Here is a 21,429-nt window from a genome sequence, read left to right as displayed (position 1 = left end):
AACTATACCTTTAGAAAATTTTAATTTCGATCGATGAAAAAACTTCTGTTTCTCTTGGCATTTGTGCCGCTCGTTTCCTTTGGACAATTCTCAAAAGGAACAAAAATGATAGGTGCCGACTTATCATATACTTCTATTAAATATGAAATCAGTTCTGATGTTCCCACCACCAACACCTTTTTTTCGGTTACGGGTCATATGGGGTTTTTCATGTCAGAATCATTTGCCTTGGGTCCCATTGTAAATGTATTTGCCAATAACACCCCTTCTTTTAACCCTGTTACCAATTTATTCGAAGACAGAAAAACCAATGGATTAGCAGGAGGAATTTATGCAAGAAAGTTTTTTACAATTTCTGAACAATTCTTTTTCAGTTTAGAAGGAAGAGGCTTGATTGGAACCATTAATAGAGATGAAAATTCATCATCTGGTGAAGAGAAAAACACAAGATTAAATCTTTCTTTTCGTCCGGTATTTACATTTATGCCCAACCGGAAATGGGGCTTTGACGCAGGCATTGGTCAAATATATTACTCATCAAATTGGACAAATTCTTCAATTAGGGAAAGGTATTTCCAAACCAATCTGGGTCAGGTGAGTCTTGGGGTTAATTATTTCATTGGCAGGTAAGACCCTACATCGTCCCTCGAGGGATTTAAATAATCAAAAGTCCTGCGCTCTATATACAGCAGGACTTTTGTTTTATGGGAATTTTCTGATTTTTTGATGAAGAAAGCCAACATTTTTTATCTTTAAGTCTATGAAAAAACTACTTACCACAATGTCATTGGCAGCAAGTCTATCGACTGGTTTTTTTGCCTGCGAAAATAAACCTATTGAATCAGCATCCCAAATGGAAGAAACACATAAAGTGGTCGTTTATCAGGTTTTCACGCGCCTTTTTGGCAATACCAATACAACCAACAAACCCTGGGGAACAATCGAAGAAAATGGTGTGGGTAAGTTCAATGACTTTACGGATAAAGCCTTGGAAGAAATCAAGGCCATGGGCGTTACCCATATCTGGTTCACCGGGATTCCCCATCATGCGGTTATAAGGGATTACACCGCTTATGGCATCTCCAATGATGACCCGGATGTGGTCAAGGGTAGGGCAGGTTCACCCTATGCTGTCAAAGACTACTATCAGGTCAATCCTGATTTGGCACTTGACCCGGCCAAAAGAATGGAGGAGTTTGAAACTTTGATTGCCCGCACCCACAAGCATGGTATGAAGGTCATCATAGATATCGTACCTAACCATGTTGCACGGAAATATGAAGGGAAAAACAATCCCCAAGGTGTGGAGGATTTTGGGGTGGATGATGATACTACCGTGGAATATAAAAGGGACAACAACTTTTACTATATCCCGGGAAAGGCATTTGAAGTACCGGAACCATTGAATGATTACAGGCCACTTGGTGGAGAAGCACATCCTTTGGCTGATGGAAAGTTTGATGAAAACCCAGCGAAGTGGACCGGAAACGGTAGCAGGGAACCTCAGCCCCATTTTTATGATTGGTATGAAACCGTCAAAATCAACTATGGTATCAAGCCTGATGGTACCAAGGATTTCTCTGAACTACCGTCAGACTTTAGTCAAAAAAGCTATCAGGAGCATTTTGATTTTTGGAAGGATAAGGAGGTACCTGATTCGTGGAAGAAATTCAGAGATATTGCCCTGTTTTGGATTGAAAAGGGAGTGGATGGTTTTCGGTATGATATGGCGGAGATGGTGCCCGTGGAGTTTTGGAGTTACATGAACTCAGCTATCAAGATGAAAAACCCGGAAGCATTCCTTTTAGCTGAAATCTATAATCCAAGGGAATACAGGAACTATATCCATTTGGGCAAAATGGATTACCTGTATGACAAGGTGGAATTGTACGATACTTTGAAAAACATCATGCAGGGGAAAGGTTCAACAGATAATCTAATCAATATCCAAAATGGACTTTCGGATATTGGCAAGCATATGCTACACTTTTTGGAGAATCACGACGAACAGCGGATTGCAAGTCCGGATTTTGTCGGAAAAGCGGAAATCGGCAAACCTGCAGCAGTCCTTTCTGCGACCATAGATGCGGCACCTATGATGATTTATTTTGGGCAGGAAGTTGGAGAACCAGGGGCTGAAGATGCCGGGTTCGGCAAACCTACAAGAACTTCCATTTTTGATTACATCGGTGTTCCGCATCATCAAAGGTGGATGAATAGCGGGAAATTCGATGGGGGACAACTGACAGCTGAGGAAAAAGAACTGAGAGACTTCTATGTCAGGCTATTGAATTTCACCAAGAGAAGTTCCGCACTTGCAGGCGCTTATCAGGAAATACACAGCCATAACCGCCAACAAACCGAATGGTACAATGACAGGGTTTTTTCTTTTGTCCGGTGGAGTGATAACCAAAAACTTTTGATTGTCTGTAATTTTGATACAGAACAGACTTTTGGTTTTGACTTGGAATTGCCCAGTGATTTGATAGAAAAGTGGAATCTGAAATCAGGCGAATTGGTACTTTCTGAGAAACTTTATGGAAAGGTCAACCCTGTTTTAAAAATATCTGATGGCAGGGCAACAGTCCGAGTAGATTTGAAACCTTTGGAGTGTTGGGTTTTGGAGGTGAGGTAAATTGATAATCAGGAGCATTATAAAGTTTGTGGTGTTGTCCTGTTAGGGACAATATATGGGTAAAGTTAGGAATGTGGTTTTTAGAATTTTAAAAAAATCAACCGCTTTCCTTTCAAATAACTGTTCTTTCAAACTACTAGATTTTTTAATGTTCAATTATTAAACCCAATATCCCAAAAAGTATTTTCCCCAAAACAAAAAAAGTCCCCAAAATCGGGGACTCTTCTTTTCTTATGTCTTGCGTCTAACGTCTCCTCAAAATCAAACATAATTATTCAACATCACCGGCATCACCAACATCAGGATATCTTCATTGTCGGATTTATCAGATGGAACTATCAATCCGGCACGGTTTGGAGCGCTGAACTTTAAGGTCACTTCTTTGGAAGAAAGGTTGTTCAACATTTCCACCAAGAACTTGGCATTGAAACCAATCTCAATATCCTCTCCATCATGGTCACAGGACAATCTTTCATTGGCTTCGTTGGAGAAATCAAGATCCTCCGCTGATATCTGTAATTCACTTCCGGTCAATTTCAATCTAACCTGATGGGTGGTTTTGTTGGCGTAGATAGCAATCCTTCTCAATGAACCCAAAAACTCCAACCTGTCGATCGTCATATGATTTGGATTGTCCACTGGAATTACATTTTCGTAATCGGGGAATCTCTCATCTATCAATCTACAGATCATTTTGATACTGTTGAATTTGAAATAGGCATTAGAACTGTTGAATTCAACCGCTACGGGTACATTTTCGGATGGCAGCGTCGATTTCAATAAGTTGAGTGCTTTTCTTGGAATGATGATGCTTGCATCATCTTGTGAAGCAACATCCACCCTTCTGTACCTGATCAATCTGTGTCCGTCTGTGGCAACAAAAGTAGTATTCGTACTGCTAAGGTTGATATAAACACCCGTCATGGCAGGTCTCAATTCATCGTTGCTTGTGGCAAATATGGTATTGCTGATCGCACTGCTCAATATCTCCGTGGACATGTCCACCACTGTAGCATTGCTTACAGTCGGGATTTTTGGGAAATCAGTGGCATTCTCACCGGCCAATTTATACCTACCATTGTCAGAACTTATCTCAATGCTGTAAGTATCAGGATCAATGCTAAATGTAACTGGTTGCTCAGGAAGATTCTTTAATGTTTCAATAAGGATCTTTGCAGGAACAGCGATGTTTCCATCTTCTTTGGCTTCTACATCAATCTCGGTAATCATGGATGTCTGCAAATCGGAAGCAGTGATGGTGAGCTTTCCGCCTTTGATCTCAAAAAGGAAATTTTCCAAAATCGGAACTACAGGATTGGTGGTAACTACACCGTTGATCGTTGAAAGCTGCTTTAAAAGAGCAGAAGAAGAAACAATAAATTTCATATATAGCGTGCTTATTTTTTCAATTGATTTTGAACAGGGTAAATTTATAAATAAAATTATAAATGATGCCTTTGACATGCAAAAAAACCTCTTTTTTAATCCTTCTGTTGCAATTGAGGATTTCAGGGACTGTTTTCAGAAACAGTTTCCTTAATTTTTTAAGAAAAAATCTGATTGCAGTCCCTATTTTTTTGAAAATCTCGATTTTTTCAAACCGATCCACACCAAGCCAAGAAGCAGAAAAAACAGCACAGGCGCCAGCACATTGATCAACTGCCACTTGACCTTTTCATTTTGTACTTTTAATTTGTTCAAAGGCCTGATCTGAAACTGCTTGGTCCTCGTAGCTATAATGCCTTCTGGATCTGTCAGAAAATTAATGCTGTTTTGCAAAAGTTGTCTGTTGGCATAAGTGACTTCTGTAAATGGATCCTGTCCCAAAGGCAATGGCTGACCATCAACAACTGAAAATAAACTTGTAAAGAGTTCTGCCGAACCGGCGACCAAAACTTTACCTTTTCCTGATTCCAGGAATTTTGCTTTATCCGTTCCTTCCGGCAAAAATCTGTTTTTGAACAAAGAAGTAAACTCACCTTCCAATAGGTACAACAAAGGGAGATTTTGTAAAACAAATTGCTCAAGGTCAGGCCCGTTTTCCATATCTTCAAATGCTATCCTCACAGGTGCTGACAGCTTCCTGCTGAAATCCGATCCAAAAATCAATGGGGTCTTTTTTACTCGATCTGCCTTTACAGTATCCAAACTGCTGACAAAACGAAACATCACCTGGTCAATGCCTTTGGTAATGGGGTGATTGGCCATTCTTCCGGCAGAAACATAAAAAGGCCAAGGCAATGAAATCAGTTGCTGTTGGTCACCGAAATTACCGCCCATGACCGGATGGTATCCAGAATTCATGTCCTGAACCAGGTCTTTGTTGACCCTGATCCCATATCTGAAAAGCAATTGATCTAATCCGTTTTCAAAAGGCATAGCTACAGTCCCTTCTCCACCAGCCTGATCCATATCAAAAACCAATGCGTAAATCAGGAATATCAAGTTACCGCCATGCATCAAGTATTGATCAATCAGAAAAATCTCTTTGTCAGTATAAATTTCTTTTGGACCTGCAATCAACAGGACATCAAATGGAAATAAGTCCTCTACATTTTTTGCCTGTTCCATTGGGACCTTATACACCTCAAAGTCCTCTGCCAATGCCTCTACAATCCCAAAACCATCATCTTCTTCCAATTCACCATTACCTATGAGCATTCCAATGGCATATTGCTGCTTTCTGATGAGTTTGCGGATTGCTTGGGCAAGTTCAAATTCCAGGTTTTCAATGGATTGATTTAATATCTGATCGGGTCCCAATTCCTTTTCTCCTTTGAGCAATAAAGTTCCTGTTTCAAATTCTTCATTCCGTACCACAACACCCGGGAAAATCAATTTACTTTTTTGACCTCCTGCTTCGGAAATGTACAAGGTGGTGGGATTGATTCCATAACCCGCCAAATCCACAATATAGTCCTCCCTGATATCAGCAGGAAGACTCAAAGGGTCTTCATAATAAAAGGTGATTTTTTTGGCACTGTAGGCATTAAATGTTTTGACTGTTTCTTCTATGGATCTTTGGAGCCTTCTCATCCCTCCCGGTAGCTCACCGGTCAATAAGATTTCCACTTCCAAAGGTTCTTCAATGGATTCCAACAAGGCAATGGTAGCAGGATGTAGGGAATACCTTTTATCCTCTGTCAGGTCAATCCTGAATGGAAATAAGATGACCAAAACCCAAATGAGAATAACGATGCCAACCGGAATGCCATAACTCTTGAAAAACGATATGTTGGTACCTTTCCTCATTTCCTTCTGATCAAAATTCCGGTAAAGCCTAACATCAGGATAATCACAGTAAGAAAATAAGCCACATTTCGGGCTTCTACCACTCCCCTACTCAGGCTTTGATAATGGTAACTCAAACTCATTTCCTCCAAAAACAAAGCAAATGGGCTCATTACCTGCAAAGCAACCAAAGCTGTCAGGCCAAAATACAATAAAAATGAAATGAAAATCCCCCATATAAATGCGACTATCTGATGGGAGGTCAATGCGCTGCTGAAAATACCAATGGAAGCAAAAACAGCCCCAATAAATAACAGACCTATCCAGGAACCAAAAAAGCCCGCATGGTCAATATTGCCAACAGGGTCGCCCAATTGCACCATAGAATAGTAATAAACCAAAGTCGGGATCAATGCCACAAAGATCAAAGTTACTGAGGCAAAGTACTTGGCCAAGATAATCTTTTGGATTCCCAAAGGTGAGGTCATCAACAATTCCCAAGTACCGGTTTTCTTTTCCTCCGCTATCATCTTCATGGTGATGGCAGGGATCAGAAAAGTGAAGACAAATGGCGTGTACACAAAAAGCGGTTCCAAATCTGCAAAACCATATTCCAAGACTGCAGTATCCGGAAACACCCAAACTATCAGACCAAGAGAAACAAGAAATACGCCCAAGATCAGGTATCCGCTGACATTGCTGAAGAAAGCATTTACTTCTTTCCAATAGAGTGCGCGCATCAATTTTGGGTGATTTGATGAAAAATTGATTCCAGATTTTTTTCCTGCTGTTGGATACTGACCAAAGTCAGAGACCTTTGTTGAATGATTTGAAGCAGTTCTTTTCTGGCAGAGACGGCATCTTTTACAGTTAAACTGATCGCATTCTTTTTGTTTTGTATAAAAGAAATCTCTCCCAAATGTGCAAACCATTCCAAGTCCAAAAGCTCTTCCGTCTCTACCAACAGGATTTTCTTGCCCCCATCTGACTTGAGGTTTTGCAATAAATCTGAGGCAACTATTTTCCCCCGATTGATAATAACTACCTTATCACAGATCGCCTCCACCTCTTGCATGATATGGGTACTCAATATCAACGTTTTGTTGACAGAGATATTTTTTATCAGTTTTCTGATTTCTACCAATTGGTTAGGATCCAGTCCTGTGGTAGGTTCGTCCAAAATGATCACTTCAGGGTCATGGATCAACGCTTTGGCCAATCCCACTCTTTGCCGGTATCCTTTTGAGAGTTGTTGGATCTTTTTATTGGCTTCAAGTTCAAGGCCACAAAGGGAAATTAGTTCTTCTATTCTGGATTTCAATACATTACCCTTCATTCCATAAAGTCCTCCGATAAAACCCAAAAACTCCCTGATATACATATCCAGATAAAGCGGATTATGTTCGGGTAGGTATCCGATCATTTTGCTGACCGCTTTTGGATTCTCCTGAACGGAAATCCCGTTGACAAGCACATCGCCGGAATCAGGTAAAATAAATCCTGTGGCAATCTTCATCGTAGTGGATTTCCCTGCTCCATTTGGTCCCAAAAAACCAAGGACTTCCCCCTTCCCAGCCACAAAAGAAACCATATCCAGCGCTTTCTGCTGACCGTAGGTTTTTGTAAGTGAATTGATTTGAAGGGACATTTCGAAAGTAGGAATTTGGGTGGCAAAATTAAGGAATGGTTTGGCTAAAAAAAGCATAAAAATCAAAAAAGGCTTCTAAGAAGCCCCAAGGAAAGATGAAACAGCCATCGACTGTTAAATCTTTTGCAATATTAAACCTTACTGGCAGCTAATATAGAAGGGATTGTGGGATTTTCAAAATCTTGAAGTTGGGAAGTTTGTCCAGTGAAACAGTGGGCAGTTTTCAGTATGCAGTCTCAGTGGTCAGTAGGCAGTAATCTTAGTTGGAAGATAGGTGTCATTGGTTTAAGATTACACAATTCTTAAGCCACAGAAAACTGGCTTTTTTGATTGATAAAGGAAGTGGAATGACATTAAGACGGACTTCAGACCTCGCTGAAAACATTCAATACCCTACCCCCCTCAATCAAAATTAATATTTATAAAGCTGGCAATGCCAAACCTCATACCTGCCCGCTGAAAAGTGCCTCCCTCGAAGCCTGCACCCATTTCGACCCTAAATATCCTGAACAGGTTATCCAAAGAATATCCCACTTCCCAATAGTGCGGTGAATTTTCTGTTTTGAGGTAGTTGAAGAAAATATTCTCCCTGACCCCGGAAAACCGAAGCATAGGCAACTGGGTCAACAAAAATTTTCTGAACTGATAATGGACAATGGCACTGACATATTGGGTCTGGGTGCTGTATTGGTAATAATCCAAAAACCGATAATTTGAAGCCACACCCAAATTGGCAAATATGGTCCTGTTACCGCCAAAATGTTTGAAGTCCATAAAATATACCCGGTCATTGTTCAGGAACGCACCCGCTGTAAGGTTGAAGTCCAATTTGCCGCTGACACCAAAATTGAAAAAATGCTCGACGCTTGCCTCTACCAAATCAAATTTAGAAGCCATCGCATTGTTGAACATACCCGGAAAGGCTTTTGAATAGCGGAAATTGACCAAGGGTGCGGATTCATAAATCGGATTTTTTCGACCATTTCTGATACTATACTTCAATCCAGGCCTCCATTCTACGTTGTTGGTCCATATCAGCGCATGGTGATTTTCAAAAGCCATGGGATCTGCTTCAATGTTTTCGGGTCTGTTTGGGGTAAACTCTCTTTCGGGTCTGTTCCAAAGGCTGACATCAGAGTTATTTTCCAATTCTTGGCGATAAGCATAATTCACATTTGTTCTATAGGTAAATGCATCATTTATTCTATGGCTATAAAAAGCTTTTAAAAACTGCTGTTCATAGAGCTTCATGAAATTCTGTCTGAATAAAAGAGAATATAGCATATTGACCTGTTCCTGAATCGGATTGTCCCCGTTGAACTGGAAAATATATTTTCCTCCGGAAAGCCCTAGGGTGTAACCGGGTCGGCCTTTGTTCACAGATCTCCTGATATCCAGAGTCCCATAGGGTTGTTGACTGGAAAAGCCATACCGGAATTCGGGACGGATTGTCCAGACTCGCCTATGCATGGTGACCGAATCAGCCATTTTGGTACTTTTCTCGATTCTGTAAAATCCGGATACGCCGAATTTAAAACCTTCCACAGTATTATAGGACAGCTTGGTCAGATTGGGATCAAAACCTGCTGACCTTCCTTTTCCAAAGGAATAGGAACCACCTGTTACAATCTCCAAAGGTTTAAAACCTCTTCTCGCCTTCTTGGCAACGCTATCTACTTCACTTACCTTTGCTGCTTCAATGACTGCCAGGCTATCATCTCTTTCATAGCCTTTGATTTCTGCCTCTGTCAATTTTACTGGTCTGATACTATCCCAATAGCTTAAGTCCCTTTTCTTGGCCATTGAATCTACTGTATACATCCTTTCAGAGATGATTTCTACCTGTTCCCTTTCCTTTTTAGCTTCCTTTTCATATTCATTGACCAATTTCCTGAAATCCTTTCTGGTCATTTTATCCGCCTGACTCATTTGTTCCAGACTGGAAAGGTTTTTATTGAAGGTTGTCACATCTTCGGGGACTTCATCTATTTTCTCATCGATGATTTTGGTTTCGACAATCAGGTCAGGATTGAGGGTGATCTGATAATCCCGGGTGGATGCCAGGTATCTAAACTCTCCTGCAAACCCAAAAAACTTGCCGCCGAAAGTGTAGGTGTGGGTAGAGGGCATCCAGACATTCTCTGCGACAGGCTGGTACAATTGTTTTACTCCAATCTGAAAGCCCAGAAGTGATGTTTTTAGATCTAAGCTATGAATGGCCCATAGATCTTCAATGATATAAATATACCCTTCGAAAACCCTTTCACCCTTCGATCTTGGTGTAACTTTGATCCGGTTGATCATCACATCATTTTCCACATAAGAACCTTCATACTTAAACCTATAATAGGCAAATGCAGAGGGAGACAATGGTGAAACTGCTTCATTGATTTTGTCATTGTAAAAACTCGTGGCTATATATGGCGCAGGTGAAGTCTGATTATTGTCGCCATTGGTCCGGATACTGATGACTTTTTCTTCCACAGAGTTGGGCTGTTTGAATGAAATTTGGGAAACAGACTCAGAGGTGTAAGCTTCATTAAGTTTCACTCCTTCTTTTTCCAGTTCTTTTTTCATAAAAAATGGTGCGTCAGTCAACTCCCCTGTACCTTTAAGGTACACCATCATGGTATATTCCTGGACCTGAAGCCTGTGGTATTTTGCTTTTGAAATGGCTTTTCTCATGATGGTCAGAGCAGGATCTTCCTGCCCGGTCTTTACTTCTACTTCCTGCAAAGCATAAACCTGTTCCTTCATTTCAAAATCCAGATCAATCCAATTATCCACCACTTCAACAGTCTTGAGCACTGATGCATATCCTAGGTATTGCGCGACGACATCATAAAAGCCCGGCTTGAGACGGAATTCATACTCCCCGTTTTGGTTGGTAGGCACCCCGTCACCCAAATTCCTGACATAGATGGAAGCAAATGGTAAGGGTTCCCCATCAGACGTGGTTACTTTCCCTTTTATCCCCTGCCCAAAAATCTCGAGAGAAAGAAATACCAAAATAAATACTAAGAAAAACTGAAGCTGCTTATGGTTCCTGAACATGGTAGGCAAATCATTTTGAAAACGAAAAATACTGCTTTATGCTTTAACGAAGTTGATAGAATCTGGTTTTTGACAATTTTTAACCTTCAGCGCAGAAAACACAGGATGGAACTGTCAAAAAAGGATAAGGACAGGGATATTTTTTCATTGAACAATCTTAAACCTTAACCTGAAATATCTTTCCAGAATAACTAACCTTGCTTACAAAAAAGCATAAACATCAAATCGTTTTGATAGATATACTTATCATGTAAATTGTAGGGGAATTGTTATTACGGAAATTATAGTTAAATTTTGTAAATGAGTTTTCCCTATTCCAAGCAAATAAAATTAAAACGCCCTGTTTCAGGAGTGATTTTCTGTTTGCTTTTTTTTATCCCCCTTTTTGAAATTCAGGCCCAAAGCGAATTTACAGAATTGATTTTCAAAGCAGCACCTGAAAACAAAAAAGCCAAGTACATCCTCACCGGAGAAATAAGGGATGAAAACAACTTAGAATTATTACCTGGCGTTGCCATTCATGTCAATGGATTATTCACCGGGATCAATTCAGACAAAAACGGTCAGTATTTTATTTTATTGGATTCAGGCCGACATCGTATTGTTTTCAGACAATTTGGAAAAAAAGCAACCTTTTATCAGGTAGATTTATATGGAGACGGGGTTTTGAATTCGCAGCTAGGTGGCCTTCAATTTGAATTGGAAATGTTTACTCTGCGGTCTGAAGAAAAGGAAAGAGTCATTAAAAGCCCGATCACAGGGGTTACCAAAATGAACATTGATGAAATCAAAATGGTACCCGCCCTTATGGGAGAACCGGATGTATTCAATGTGCTCCAATCCATGCCCGGTGTGACGTCTGTAGGTGAAGGATCTTCAGGATTGAATATCAGGGGCGGTCAGGCAGATCAGAACCTTATATTGATGAATGAAACCATCGTATTGAGCAACAGTCATGCATTGGGTTTTTTGTCTTCATTCAATGGTGATGCGCTACAGAGTTTCAGTTTGTACAAAGGGGCTGTTCCAAGTTATTTTGGAGGAAGGAGTTCCTCAGCTTTGAACATTGAGATGAGAAAAGGGAACAAAGAGAAATGGTTATACTCAGGATCTTTGGGCACTGCCGTCAGCAAATTGATGGTAGAAGGACCAATAAAGCCTGGAAAAACAGGATTGATAGCTGCTGTACGGAATTCAAATGCCAATTGGATCTTGAACAGGGTAGATGAAATCGATGTGCAAAATAGTCAAATCCGGTTTCACGATATCTACTTTGGTTTGGACCATAAGTTTTCTGATAAAAACAGTCTTGAGTTTAATCTTTTGAATACAGGCGATTACTTCAGGTTTTCTGATCAATATGGATTTGAATGGAATAATTTAGTAACCTCCCTAACCAGCAGAAACCTTTTGAATGACAATTTATCATTGGTTGGAATGGCTGCTTACGGCACATTTAACAATGGTTTTTTTGAACCTTCAGGGACAGACCCTTCAAGAATAGAAAACGGACTAGATTATTTTCAGGGCAAAATCTCGGGACTTTGGACTTTGAAAAAAATAGATTTGACATTTGGTGCAGAAGCTGTGCACTACCAAATGAAACCCGAAAGATTGAGCCCAAATAATTCGGAATCAGGAATCATTCCAGAGGAGGTTCCTAAACAAAGGGGGTTGGAATTTGCGCCCTTTATCTCAGCCGATTGGAACCCGTCTGAACAGATTTCAATATCAGCCGGACTCAGATTTTCCAATTATTATCAATTTGGCCCCGATTCAGTTTTTAGATATGAAGAAGGGCTTCCCATTTCAAGACTTACCATCAAGGATGTGGATTTTGTAGACAGTGGTAAAATTGTAAGCTACAATGGATTTGAACCGCGTGTTTCATTCAGATGGACTTTTGATGAAGTCCATACCATTAAGGGGGGATATTCAGTAATGAACCAATACCTGCAGACGATTTCAAATGCTACCGGTCCTTCTCCCATCGATCTATGGCAACTGAGTACCACCTACATCCTTCCTCAGCGATCCCATAACTTTTCTCTAGGCTATTTCAGAAATTTCAAAGAAAAAGAATGGTCCACTTCCATAGATGGATTTTACAGGAATACTGCCAACCAATTGGAATACAGGGATTTTGCTGATTTATTCCTAAATCAACATTTGGAAACAGAATTGATTCAAGGTGAAGGGATAGCATATGGAGCCGAATTTATGGTTCAGAAAAATACGGGTGGCATTACAGGTTGGCTAGCGTATACTTATAGCAGGTCATTAATCAGGACGACCTCAGAATTCAGTGAAATCCAGATAAACCGTGGAGATTGGTTCCCTACAAATTTTGACAAACCGCACATTATTTCATTGGTTACCAATTTCCATATAGGAAAATCCAGAACTTTCAACACAAATGTAAATTTCAGTACTGGTAGACCGGTTACAGGCCTCAATTCGAATTATGCTTTAGGAGGCATATTTGTACCTAATTTTGGAGAGCGTAATCAGTTCCGCATTCCGAACTACTTCCGAATTGATATTTCCTATCTGACGAATGGCTTTGTCAGAAAATGGAACGACAAAATAAATTTCAGTATTTATAATTTGACCGGTCGAAGGAATGCTTATTCCGTATTCTTTCAAAGAGAAGGAACAAACCAAAGGTTAGTCCCTTTTCAAATTTCAATTTTGGGATCCGTATTTCCATCCATTACCTACACCGTAACCTTTTCCAAATGAGAAATTCTATTAAAGTAATGTTAGGTTATTGTCTTCCATTTTTGCTGTTATTGAATTTGGTCACTTCCTGTATAGATAGGCTTGATTTTTTAGGAGAGACTGAAGAAGGACAGTTAGTCATTTATGGCCTATTTACAGATCTTGATGAAATACATGTAGTAAATGTAAGCAGGACAGAATCTTTTGGGTTCCAACCTAGGGGTGTAATCAATGCCCAAGTAGCAATTTTGACTGAAGATGGTGAAAGGCATGTTTACTTAAATGCGGGAAACGGGAATTATGAATTACAAAATATCAAAGCAATTGAGAATATTAGTTATGCTTTGGAAGTTTTAGTTGACAACAAAATTTATAGATCTTCCTTCGAAAAAGTCCCTTCTGTAATTGCTGAAGACAGCCTAAGTTTTACATTTACTTATGAACCATTTAAAAATGAAGTTTCGGAACAGTTATTTACCCTGTCCACTACCTCAAATCTTTCTTCTGTAGAGGACCCTGTTTTCCTAAGGTGGATGGCCGAGGAAACACATTTGTGGCAAAGAACTATTATCCCTTGTGCCGGATGGTGTCCGCCACCACCTCCCAATTGCTTTATTTATGATTTTATGGAACCCAATAATTTGAAACTTTTTGATGGGTCCCAGTCAAGCACACGCCAAGCAATCCAAGTAATGTGGCGGAGATCGGTTGATAATTCATTCTTTTTTCCATTTTTTTTCAGCGTCAGACAATTGAGCATCAATAGGAAGGCTTATCAATATTGGGAAAAAATCAAAATTATGATCAACAACCAAGGATCTCTTTTTGATATACCACCTGCCACTATATTTGGAAATATCAGCAATGTAGAAGCCCAAGATGAACTAGTCCTTGGATATTTTGAAGTAGCTAAATCAAAAATAACCAGAATTTATACTACTAGGGCTGATGTACCTTTTAATATGGCTGAACCCTGTTTGTACAATCCTCAAAAACCTTTGGATTCCTATCCCCGAGGTTGTATGAATTGTGCAGAAAGAGCCGGGAACAGGAAATGGAATGAACTTAACCCTGAGTGGTGGGTTTTTGATTGAGATCTAACTAGTTCTTCAAAATGGACTAACGATGCACCTGAATGGTGGAATAGGGATTGAACTGACAATACATCACTAAACCCGACAATTTAGTGGGGATTTCATCTACCTCCTGTCATAAAATCTGTCAGACTGACACAGAAAATGATCGATATCACGTTGGCACAACCCTTGTCAATATGGAGATTGTAATTCAAAATTTGTAACCAATAAACGAAAATATATAATCATGGGAAAAATCATAGGTATAGACTTAGGTACTACCAACTCATGCGTTGCCGTAATGGAAGGCAGTGAACCAGTAGTCATCCAAAACAGCGAAGGAAGAAGAACCACTCCTTCCATTGTAGCGTTTTTGGACAATGGTAACGGTGAAAGGAAAGTAGGTGACCCTGCGAAGCGTCAGGCTATCACCAATCCTGCAAATACTGTTTCTTCAGTCAAAAGATTCATGGGTAAAAAATTCTCTGAAGTTTCTTCAGAAAAAAAACATGCCTCTTACAAAGTCGAACAAGGTCCCAACGATACAGTGACCATCAAAATCGGTGACAGGGCCTATACCCCACAGGAGCTTTCCGCTATGATTCTTCAGAAAATGAAGAGCACAGCCGAAGATTTCTTGGGTCAAACGGTAACCGAAGCTGTGATCACAGTACCTGCCTACTTCAATGATGCTGAGCGTCAGGCCACCAAAGAGGCCGGACAGATTGCAGGTTTGGAAGTGAAAAGAATCATCAACGAGCCTACTGCAGCTGCCTTGGCTTATGGTATGGACAAGAAAAATAAAGACATGAAAATCGCAGTGTATGACCTCGGTGGTGGTACATTTGACGTTTCTGTGCTTGAATTGGGCGATGGAGTATTTGAGGTAAAATCCACCAATGGTGATGTTCACTTAGGCGGTGATGACTTTGATCAGAAAATAATCAATTGGCTTGCAGATGAATTTAAATCCGAAGAACAAATCGATCTAAGGCAAGACCCAATGGCTCTTCAGCGATTGAAAGAAGCCGCTGAAAAAGCTAAAATTGAATTGTCAAGTTCCAGTTCTACTGAGATCAACCTTCCTTATATCACAGCAACACAAACAGGTCCGAAACACCTTGTGAGAACCTTGAGCAGAGCTAAGTTTGAACAATTGTCAGAAGATTTGATAAAAAGATCCATGGATCCCTGTATAAAGGCACTAAAGGACGCCGGATTGTCTCCATCAGACATCGATGAGGTAATCTTGGTGGGTGGATCTACAAGAATTCCAAAAATCCAGGAAGAAGTTGAAAAATTCTTCGGTAAGAAGCCTTCAAAAGGTGTTAACCCTGACGAGGTTGTGGCCATTGGTGCAGCTATCCAAGGTGGCGTTTTGACCGGAGAAGTGAAAGATGTGTTGTTACTTGATGTAACGCCTCTATCTCTAGGTATCGAAACAATGGGCGGTGTTTTCACCAAATTGATCGAGTCTAATACAACTATTCCAAGTAAGAAATCAGAAGTTTTCTCTACTGCTGCGGACAATCAGCCTGCGGTTGATATCCATGTATTACAGGGAGAAAGACCTTTGGCCAAGGACAACAGGTCAATCGGAAGATTCCAACTGAGCGATATTCCACCTGCACAGAGAGGAGTTCCACAGATAGAGGTGACTTTCGATATTGATGCGAATGGTATCCTAAATGTATCTGCAAAGGATAAGGGAACCGGTAAAGAGCAGAAAATCAAGATTGAAGCTTCTTCAGGTTTGTCTCAGGACGATATCGAAAGAATGAAAAAAGAAGCTGAGGCTAATGCCGTTTCTGATAAAGCCGAGAAAGAGAAGATCGAAAAGTTGAACCAAGCAGACAGTCTTGTTTTCCAAACTGAAAAGCAACTTAAAGAATATGGTGACAAACTTTCCGATTCCAATAAAGCAAATATTTCATCTGCTTTGGAAACTCTGAAAAAAGCACATCAGTCTCAGGATCTGCCTGGAATTGAGGCGGCTATGGAAACTTTGAATAAAGCTTGGGAAGGTGCTTCTCAGGAAATGTACAACTCTACCCAAGGAGCACAGCCAGGACCTGATGCAGGAGCAAGTGCAGATGCAGGATCATCAGCTGAAGCAGGTGATGGTGTCTCCGATGTAGATTACGAAGAAGTGTCCGAGGACAAAAAATAAATAAATTAAATTTCTAAAAAGACGGCATCTGTATCTGATATGGATGCCTCTTTTTTTTGAGATGCGAGAGGCGAGAAACGAGAGAATAGATAATAGTGTCATGCTTCAACTAATTTGACATTTTATTTACCTTGGAGACTCAGCAGCGCATCAAACTTCACTCAAGCCTAAGTCTCGGTTCTCGCATCTAACAGTCTAAAAAAATGAAACTCACTCCTGACAATAAACTGAAGAAACTCATTATAGTAGGTGACCGTGTTTTGATTAAACTCAGAAAGGCGGATGAAAAAACAGCTACTGGCTTATATCTCCCTCCTGGAGTTCAGGAGAAAGAAAAAGTACAGCAAGGCTACATCATCAAAACAGGTCCGGGATATCCCATACCTTCTCCTATGGAAGACAACGAACCATGGAAAGATAGAGATGAGAACATCAAGTATATTCCTCTCCAAGCCAAAGAAGGGGATCTTGCCATTTTTCTGTTAAATGGATCTTATGAAGTGATTTATGAAGGAGAAAAATATTTTATTGTTCCGCAGCATTCAATTTTGATGTTGGAAAGAGAGGAAGAATTGTAATCAGAGGCTGAATCATAAACCACTTGAATCTGATCAGGCTTAATGGCAATAGATCCAGATACCGATCAAAAAAAAGAGGCTGTCCCATAAGTCAGGACAGCCTCTTTTTTTTTTTTAAATACCTATAAAGTGACCTTTGTCTCCTTACCTGCAATTATTTGGAAAGATTTATATCGGAGAAAATTATCCTCTCCATAGGCATAGGATATTACATAGGTATCCGGCAACAGATCATCTATGACAAGTTCATTCCCGGTATTTCCCGATCGCACGCCTGAACCAAGTGGAAAATGAAAACGGTTTTCCATAAAAAACACATCTGCCGTACCTATCACAAAGGGTTTATTGTTTGACATTGGGTCTGTGTTTAGTTTCACTGAGCCTGAAACAGGCATATCGTCAAAATCTGTGCATGAAATAAATAAAAACAAGGTCAAGATTAAGAATACTGAATTTTTCATTTTAGAATAAAGAAGGTTAATAACTAAACGTCACGTAATGTAAAGAAAGTTGTTTCTACAAACTAAAAAATTCCTCAAATACAGGCGTTTTTATATTACCGGTAAATTATGAAACACATTACTTCGTTGTAGAGTTACATGCTATTATTAGGAGTGAAAAATTTAACTTCTCATCTCTTGTGTCCCTTGCAATAATAATCCCAGAATGAGCTCATGTCATCAAAGGATAATTAAACTAATGAGATAAATCCCTATTGATAATCATGATCCCTGGAATCCTATTTGAAACAAATGATATCTATTTTAAGGCCTTAAAAAAATAAGGGATGCTGAATATGCATCCCTTATTTAGCTTATTTCGTTATAATCAATTTTTTGCCCACGGTTTTCTATTTTTCACCTCAGGGCCAGTTTTGCTTTCTTTAGAAGTAGTTGTTTTGTTTATAGCCTTCAATGCTGAATCTTCCTCCCAAATATTCGAATTTTTGAAATTAGGGCCCTTTTTTTCGTTTGGATTTACATTTACATTTACAACACTTGTTTTTTGCTTGTGCTTCCAAGGTTTATAATTTTTTGCCTCAGGACCCTGAAAGTCTTTGAATTCCTGTGCTTGGCCTACATTGGCCGAAAATAAGAATGTTAGTAAAATTATTGCTATTTTATTCATCTATAATTTAGTTTAGCGTGATTGAAATTCAAAATTATAAACGAGAAATCTAAAATATGTTTGTCTAAAAACAGATTTTTATTTGTTTTTTTTAATACATCATAAAATTATATGTTGATTTTTTAAATTCACTTTCCAAAAAAGGGGCACTCTATAGCCTATGTTTTTTATAAAAAATGAAATTTTCTCTATTTCATGTTCAAAAAATAATCGGGAAATCAGCAAAAAGTAAAAAAAATCCAAAACCTACTTCAAATATAAATGAAGTAAGTTTTGGTGAAATTTTAAAAAAATAACCTATTTAGAAAGAGAAAACCGCCGCCAAAAGGAAGGAGGAAAGATTCTTAGATGGGTCCAGAGAGTTGTTTAGGAAAGTGGCCTCAGAAGTTGTATCCACTCTCAGTTCTGGTATCAAAGTTAAATACCTTGATACTTTTACATTTCCTGTTAAAGTTAAGGCAAACACATTCCCATCTCCTGCATCATCCAAACCTACAGCACCATCAATTCCTGTATTGAAAACTGAGAAATATTCTCCCCGAGCACCTATTTTCAATTTTTCGGATAATTGAGATTGAAGATAAATTGCCGCTCCATAGAATCCTGAGGCATCGCCACTGACATCTTCAACATCATTTGTAGGAGTGACAATTTCTCCTGTTGAAATAGTATTATAAGTGGTATTAAACCCAAGGTAGAATTTATCAGTCAAGTCAAACCCTGTAGTAAGATCAACCTGAAAAGTCTTTCCTGCCGATACCTCACCGATGTTCAAGGGGAAATCCAAATCAAAGGTCCCATCTTGGTCACCATATAGAAAATTTAAATAAGTACTTCCTTTACCACTTGTATATCCCAATTGTGCACCTATGGAGTAACTTTCCAATTCATTGAATTCAGTCATGTCTGTTGGATTCATCAAGGCTGTCATCAATGAGAATTTTTCGGATAGTGTAAAATCTGCCTTTATTCCAGTGTGGGAAAACGGACCATATGAAAACATATAAGAAGTAGAATAATTGAAATTGCCCGTAGGTGAAATCACTTCATAACCCAGATAAGTGTTGAAATTTCCAAATGTTAAGGTTACGGCATCTGATGCTGTCCAATATACATAAAGCTGATTGATTATTTGGGAACTACCACCAAATCCGCCCGTATTCATCGGAGATCTAAAAACGGCGTCCTCACCTCTTGGTCCAAAGACCAAATCAGCAACAACGCCAACATTTTTCCCTTGATAAGTTGATTTCAGATTGAACATGCCCAGCGAAAATCCAGGCAGATTTCCAAAAGATGTAACAGGTGATTGGGCAAACTCTCCTTTTGAAGGCCCATTAAAATTTTTTCGGAAATAAACATCTGCAGAACCTGAAAAAGTGAAGGCACCATTCTCTTCCTCTTCATCAATATCTTGAGCAATTACGGGTACAGAAATTAGTAATAATAGTAAAATTATTAGCGCATAAGAATTTTTCATTTTAGTTTTGATTTTCGGTTAAACATAGTTTTGCTGAAGAGAACCCTGACCCAATCAGAAAGAGAGTCGCGTTTTTTTCTTTGGGCAGGGTTCTTGCTTTATATTATTTTGTATTTTTATTTATTGACTTATTCGTCAAATACTATGGTATAGCCTCTGATACCGTGTTCATGGGAATCCAAACCACTTCGTTCATGCTCCTCCGAAACCCTGATTCCAACTGTAATTTTGAGGGTATAGAATATTGCAAAGGCCGCAAAAAATGCTGTGGCACCACATATAGCCACACCTATCAATTGGGTAATAAAGGAATGTTCAGGATTGGTGGAAAAAATACCAACAGCTAAAGTACCCCATATTCCGCAAGTCAGATGAACAGAAACCGCACCTACCACATCATCTAATTTCAATTTATCCAAAAACACAGCTGATAAAACAACAAGGATACCTGAAATAAATCCAATCAGGATTCCAGAAGCCGGAGTGAAAACGTCAGCCCCTGCCGTGATTCCTACAAGACCTGCGAGAATACCGTTGAGCAACATTCCAAGATCCAGTCTTTTGAATGCGAAGTAAGCGGCAAAAAAACCACCAAGTCCACCGGCAGTAGCACCGATACAGGTAATTACAAGAACAGAAGAAACCAATGCAGGATCAGCAGAAAGCACTGAACCACCGTTGAATCCAAACCATCCGAACCATAGCAAGAAGGTGCCGATTACAGCTAATGGAATACTTGCTCCTGGTTTAGATATGGCTTTGCCGTCAATGTACTTACCGATACGTGGACCAACTAAGATCACGCCTGCCAAAGCTCCCCATCCACCTACAGAATGGACCAAAGTAGACCCGGCAAAATCATAAAATCCCATGGCTTTTAAGGTTCCACCACCCCATTGCCAACTGCCGATAAGGGGATATACTAAACCTACAAAAATTAAAGTGAAAACGAGATAGGCAGAGATTTTTACCCTTTCGGCAATTGCCCCTGAGACAATAGTAGCAGCCGTGGCGGCAAACATCGCCTGAAACAGAAAATCTGTCCAATAGGTATAGCCACCACTTGCATAGTCAGCAGAAACATCGGCATCAGCCGGACTAAACCAAAACATATTCCATCCGGCAGAGTCAAAGGCAAACCATCCCGGAGTTTCAAATCCCGGATACATCAGGAAGAAACCTACTAAAGCGTAGGTCAGCAACCCAATTAAAGGTGTAATGGTGTTTTTAAAAAGGATATTGACCGTATTTTTGGCTTGGCCAAATCCTGTTTCAACCCCGGCAAATCCAAGGTGCATAATAAATACCATCGCCGTGCAGAGCATCATCCACACATTATTGGTAGTCAACAGAGTTTGCGCAATCTCCGCAGAGACATCAGTCACAGCGGGCACATCGCTTACTTGAGCGATCATTGAGTTCATCCACTTCATAGGTTTTTATTTTTACCACAAATGATTTGATAGAATTTTAAATAGGTTTGAATACTTTGAATTAGGATAAATCTAATTACATTTTTTTTAAAAAATAAAACACTATGTTGTAAAAATGTTAAAATATATGGTTTTTAGTTAATGATTTTATATTATTTTATCTATAAAACATTAAATTTTTTAAATAATTTGGCGTATTCCTTAAAACATAAATCACAGAATATTATTCTGTTTTAGAAAAATTTTTTTTCGCAATCGATACCGAAAATTAATAA

At 39.4% G+C, this 21,429-nt stretch carries 15 protein-coding genes; 6 read left to right on the top strand and 9 right to left on the bottom strand.

Going from position 1 to position 21,429, the window contains the following annotated elements; genetic code table 11:
* Positions 1-33 precede the first annotated feature (33 nt).
* Both B9A52_RS10095 and B9A52_RS10090 read left to right on the top strand, forming a co-directional pair.
* Positions 34-630 (top strand): hypothetical protein, encoded by a 597-nt coding sequence (locus tag B9A52_RS10095; protein WP_084120293.1) that lies wholly within the window; start codon positions 34-36, stop codon positions 628-630.
* A 223-nt stretch (positions 631-853) separates the two neighbouring features.
* Positions 854-2,635, top strand: a complete 1,782-nt coding sequence (locus tag B9A52_RS10090) for an alpha-amylase family glycosyl hydrolase (RefSeq protein WP_231955616.1) — start codon at positions 854-856, stop codon at positions 2,633-2,635.
* A gap of 261 nt (positions 2,636-2,896) precedes the next feature.
* Here B9A52_RS10090 and dnaN read toward each other — a convergent pair whose 3' ends face one another.
* From dnaN to B9A52_RS10060, 5 genes are all read right to left on the bottom strand, one after another.
* A complete protein-coding gene (gene dnaN, locus B9A52_RS10085) occupies positions 2,897-4,021 on the bottom strand; it encodes a DNA polymerase III subunit beta (protein WP_084120289.1) in 1,125 nt (374 codons plus the stop codon).
* A gap of 183 nt (positions 4,022-4,204) precedes the next feature.
* Complete coding sequence (gene gldG, locus B9A52_RS10075) at positions 4,205-5,887, bottom strand: gliding motility-associated ABC transporter substrate-binding protein GldG (protein WP_084120285.1); 1,683 nt, start codon at positions 5,885-5,887, stop codon at positions 4,205-4,207.
* Positions 5,884-6,606: a gliding motility-associated ABC transporter permease subunit GldF gene (gene gldF, locus B9A52_RS10070; protein ID WP_084120283.1), complete on the bottom strand. Its 723-nt coding sequence runs from the start codon at positions 6,604-6,606 to the stop codon at positions 5,884-5,886. The genes gldG and gldF overlap by 4 nt, the downstream gene beginning before the upstream one ends.
* The gene (gene gldA / locus B9A52_RS10065; RefSeq protein WP_084123460.1) at positions 6,606-7,514 is read right to left on the bottom strand and encodes a gliding motility-associated ABC transporter ATP-binding subunit GldA; all 909 of its coding nucleotides are present in this window, start codon (positions 7,512-7,514) and stop codon (positions 6,606-6,608) included. The genes gldF and gldA overlap by 1 nt, the downstream gene beginning before the upstream one ends.
* 402 nt (positions 7,515-7,916) lie before the next feature.
* Positions 7,917-10,568: a DUF5686 and carboxypeptidase regulatory-like domain-containing protein gene (locus B9A52_RS10060; protein WP_084120281.1), complete on the bottom strand. Its 2,652-nt coding sequence runs from the start codon at positions 10,566-10,568 to the stop codon at positions 7,917-7,919.
* Positions 10,569-10,868: 300 nt separating this feature from the next.
* Here B9A52_RS10060 and B9A52_RS10050 point away from each other — a divergent pair, with 300 nt between their 5' ends.
* From B9A52_RS10050 to B9A52_RS10035, 4 genes are all read left to right on the top strand, one after another.
* Complete coding sequence (locus B9A52_RS10050; protein ID WP_084120277.1) at positions 10,869-13,310, top strand: TonB-dependent receptor; 2,442 nt, start codon at positions 10,869-10,871, stop codon at positions 13,308-13,310.
* Entirely contained in the window at positions 13,307-14,383 is a 1,077-nt protein-coding gene (locus B9A52_RS10045; RefSeq protein ID WP_084120275.1) for a DUF4249 domain-containing protein, read from the top strand. The genes B9A52_RS10050 and B9A52_RS10045 overlap by 4 nt, the downstream gene beginning before the upstream one ends.
* 229 nt (positions 14,384-14,612) lie before the next feature.
* Positions 14,613-16,535 carry a molecular chaperone DnaK gene (dnaK, locus tag B9A52_RS10040; protein WP_084120273.1) on the top strand — a complete coding sequence of 641 codons (1,923 nt, stop codon included), beginning with the start codon at positions 14,613-14,615 and terminating at the stop codon, positions 16,533-16,535.
* 203 nt (positions 16,536-16,738) lie between these two features.
* Complete coding sequence (locus tag B9A52_RS10035) at positions 16,739-17,113, top strand: co-chaperone GroES (RefSeq protein ID WP_084120271.1); 375 nt, start codon at positions 16,739-16,741, stop codon at positions 17,111-17,113.
* A 122-nt stretch (positions 17,114-17,235) separates the two neighbouring features.
* Here the strand turns inward: B9A52_RS10035 and B9A52_RS10030 are convergent, their stop codons facing one another.
* The 4 genes from B9A52_RS10030 to B9A52_RS10015 form a co-directional block, all read right to left on the bottom strand.
* Positions 17,236-17,469, bottom strand: a complete 234-nt coding sequence (locus tag B9A52_RS10030; protein WP_157370119.1) for a hypothetical protein — start codon at positions 17,467-17,469, stop codon at positions 17,236-17,238.
* A gap of 472 nt (positions 17,470-17,941) precedes the next feature.
* Positions 17,942-18,241 carry a hypothetical protein gene (locus B9A52_RS10025; RefSeq protein WP_084120267.1) on the bottom strand — a complete coding sequence of 100 codons (300 nt, stop codon included), beginning with the start codon at positions 18,239-18,241 and terminating at the stop codon, positions 17,942-17,944.
* A gap of 301 nt (positions 18,242-18,542) precedes the next feature.
* Positions 18,543-19,721 carry a porin gene (locus tag B9A52_RS10020; protein ID WP_084120265.1) on the bottom strand — a complete coding sequence of 393 codons (1,179 nt, stop codon included), beginning with the start codon at positions 19,719-19,721 and terminating at the stop codon, positions 18,543-18,545.
* A gap of 128 nt (positions 19,722-19,849) precedes the next feature.
* Positions 19,850-21,154, bottom strand: coding sequence for an ammonium transporter (locus B9A52_RS10015; RefSeq protein ID WP_084120263.1), 1,305 nt, complete (start codon positions 21,152-21,154; stop codon positions 19,850-19,852).
* Positions 21,155-21,429: the final 275 nt, after the last annotated feature.

Origin of the sequence: Aquiflexum balticum DSM 16537, from assembly GCF_900176595.1 — a bacterium.
GTDB lineage: Bacteria > Bacteroidota > Bacteroidia > Cytophagales > Cyclobacteriaceae > Aquiflexum > Aquiflexum balticum.
The sequence above is the reverse complement of the archived record's forward strand: the minus strand, read 5'-3'. Positions and strand labels throughout refer to the sequence as shown.

Bases quoted from the DNA above. Each gene is read 5' to 3' on its own strand.
- gldA (WP_084123460.1), bottom strand. From the start codon at position 7,514: ATGTCCCTTCAAATCAATTCACTTACAAAAACCTACGGTCAGCAGAAA.
- B9A52_RS10020 (WP_084120265.1), bottom strand. From the start codon at position 19,721: ATGAAAAATTCTTATGCGCTAATAATTTTACTATTATTACTAATTTCT.
- dnaK (WP_084120273.1), top strand. From the start codon at position 14,613: ATGGGAAAAATCATAGGTATAGACTTAGGTACTACCAACTCATGCGTT.
- B9A52_RS10045 (WP_084120275.1), top strand. From the start codon at position 13,307: ATGAGAAATTCTATTAAAGTAATGTTAGGTTATTGTCTTCCATTTTTG.
- B9A52_RS10095 (WP_084120293.1), top strand. From the start codon at position 34: ATGAAAAAACTTCTGTTTCTCTTGGCATTTGTGCCGCTCGTTTCCTTT.
- B9A52_RS10090 (WP_231955616.1), top strand. From the start codon at position 854: ATGGAAGAAACACATAAAGTGGTCGTTTATCAGGTTTTCACGCGCCTT.
- dnaN (WP_084120289.1), bottom strand. From the start codon at position 4,021: ATGAAATTTATTGTTTCTTCTTCTGCTCTTTTAAAGCAGCTTTCAACG.
- B9A52_RS10030 (WP_157370119.1), bottom strand. From the start codon at position 17,469: ATGTCAAACAATAAACCCTTTGTGATAGGTACGGCAGATGTGTTTTTT.
- gldF (WP_084120283.1), bottom strand. From the start codon at position 6,606: ATGCGCGCACTCTATTGGAAAGAAGTAAATGCTTTCTTCAGCAATGTC.
- B9A52_RS10060 (WP_084120281.1), bottom strand. From the start codon at position 10,568: ATGTTCAGGAACCATAAGCAGCTTCAGTTTTTCTTAGTATTTATTTTG.
- B9A52_RS10015 (WP_084120263.1), bottom strand. From the start codon at position 21,154: ATGAAGTGGATGAACTCAATGATCGCTCAAGTAAGCGATGTGCCCGCT.
- B9A52_RS10035 (WP_084120271.1), top strand. From the start codon at position 16,739: ATGAAACTCACTCCTGACAATAAACTGAAGAAACTCATTATAGTAGGT.
- B9A52_RS10050 (WP_084120277.1), top strand. From the start codon at position 10,869: ATGAGTTTTCCCTATTCCAAGCAAATAAAATTAAAACGCCCTGTTTCA.
- B9A52_RS10025 (WP_084120267.1), bottom strand. From the start codon at position 18,241: ATGAATAAAATAGCAATAATTTTACTAACATTCTTATTTTCGGCCAAT.
- gldG (WP_084120285.1), bottom strand. From the start codon at position 5,887: ATGAGGAAAGGTACCAACATATCGTTTTTCAAGAGTTATGGCATTCCG.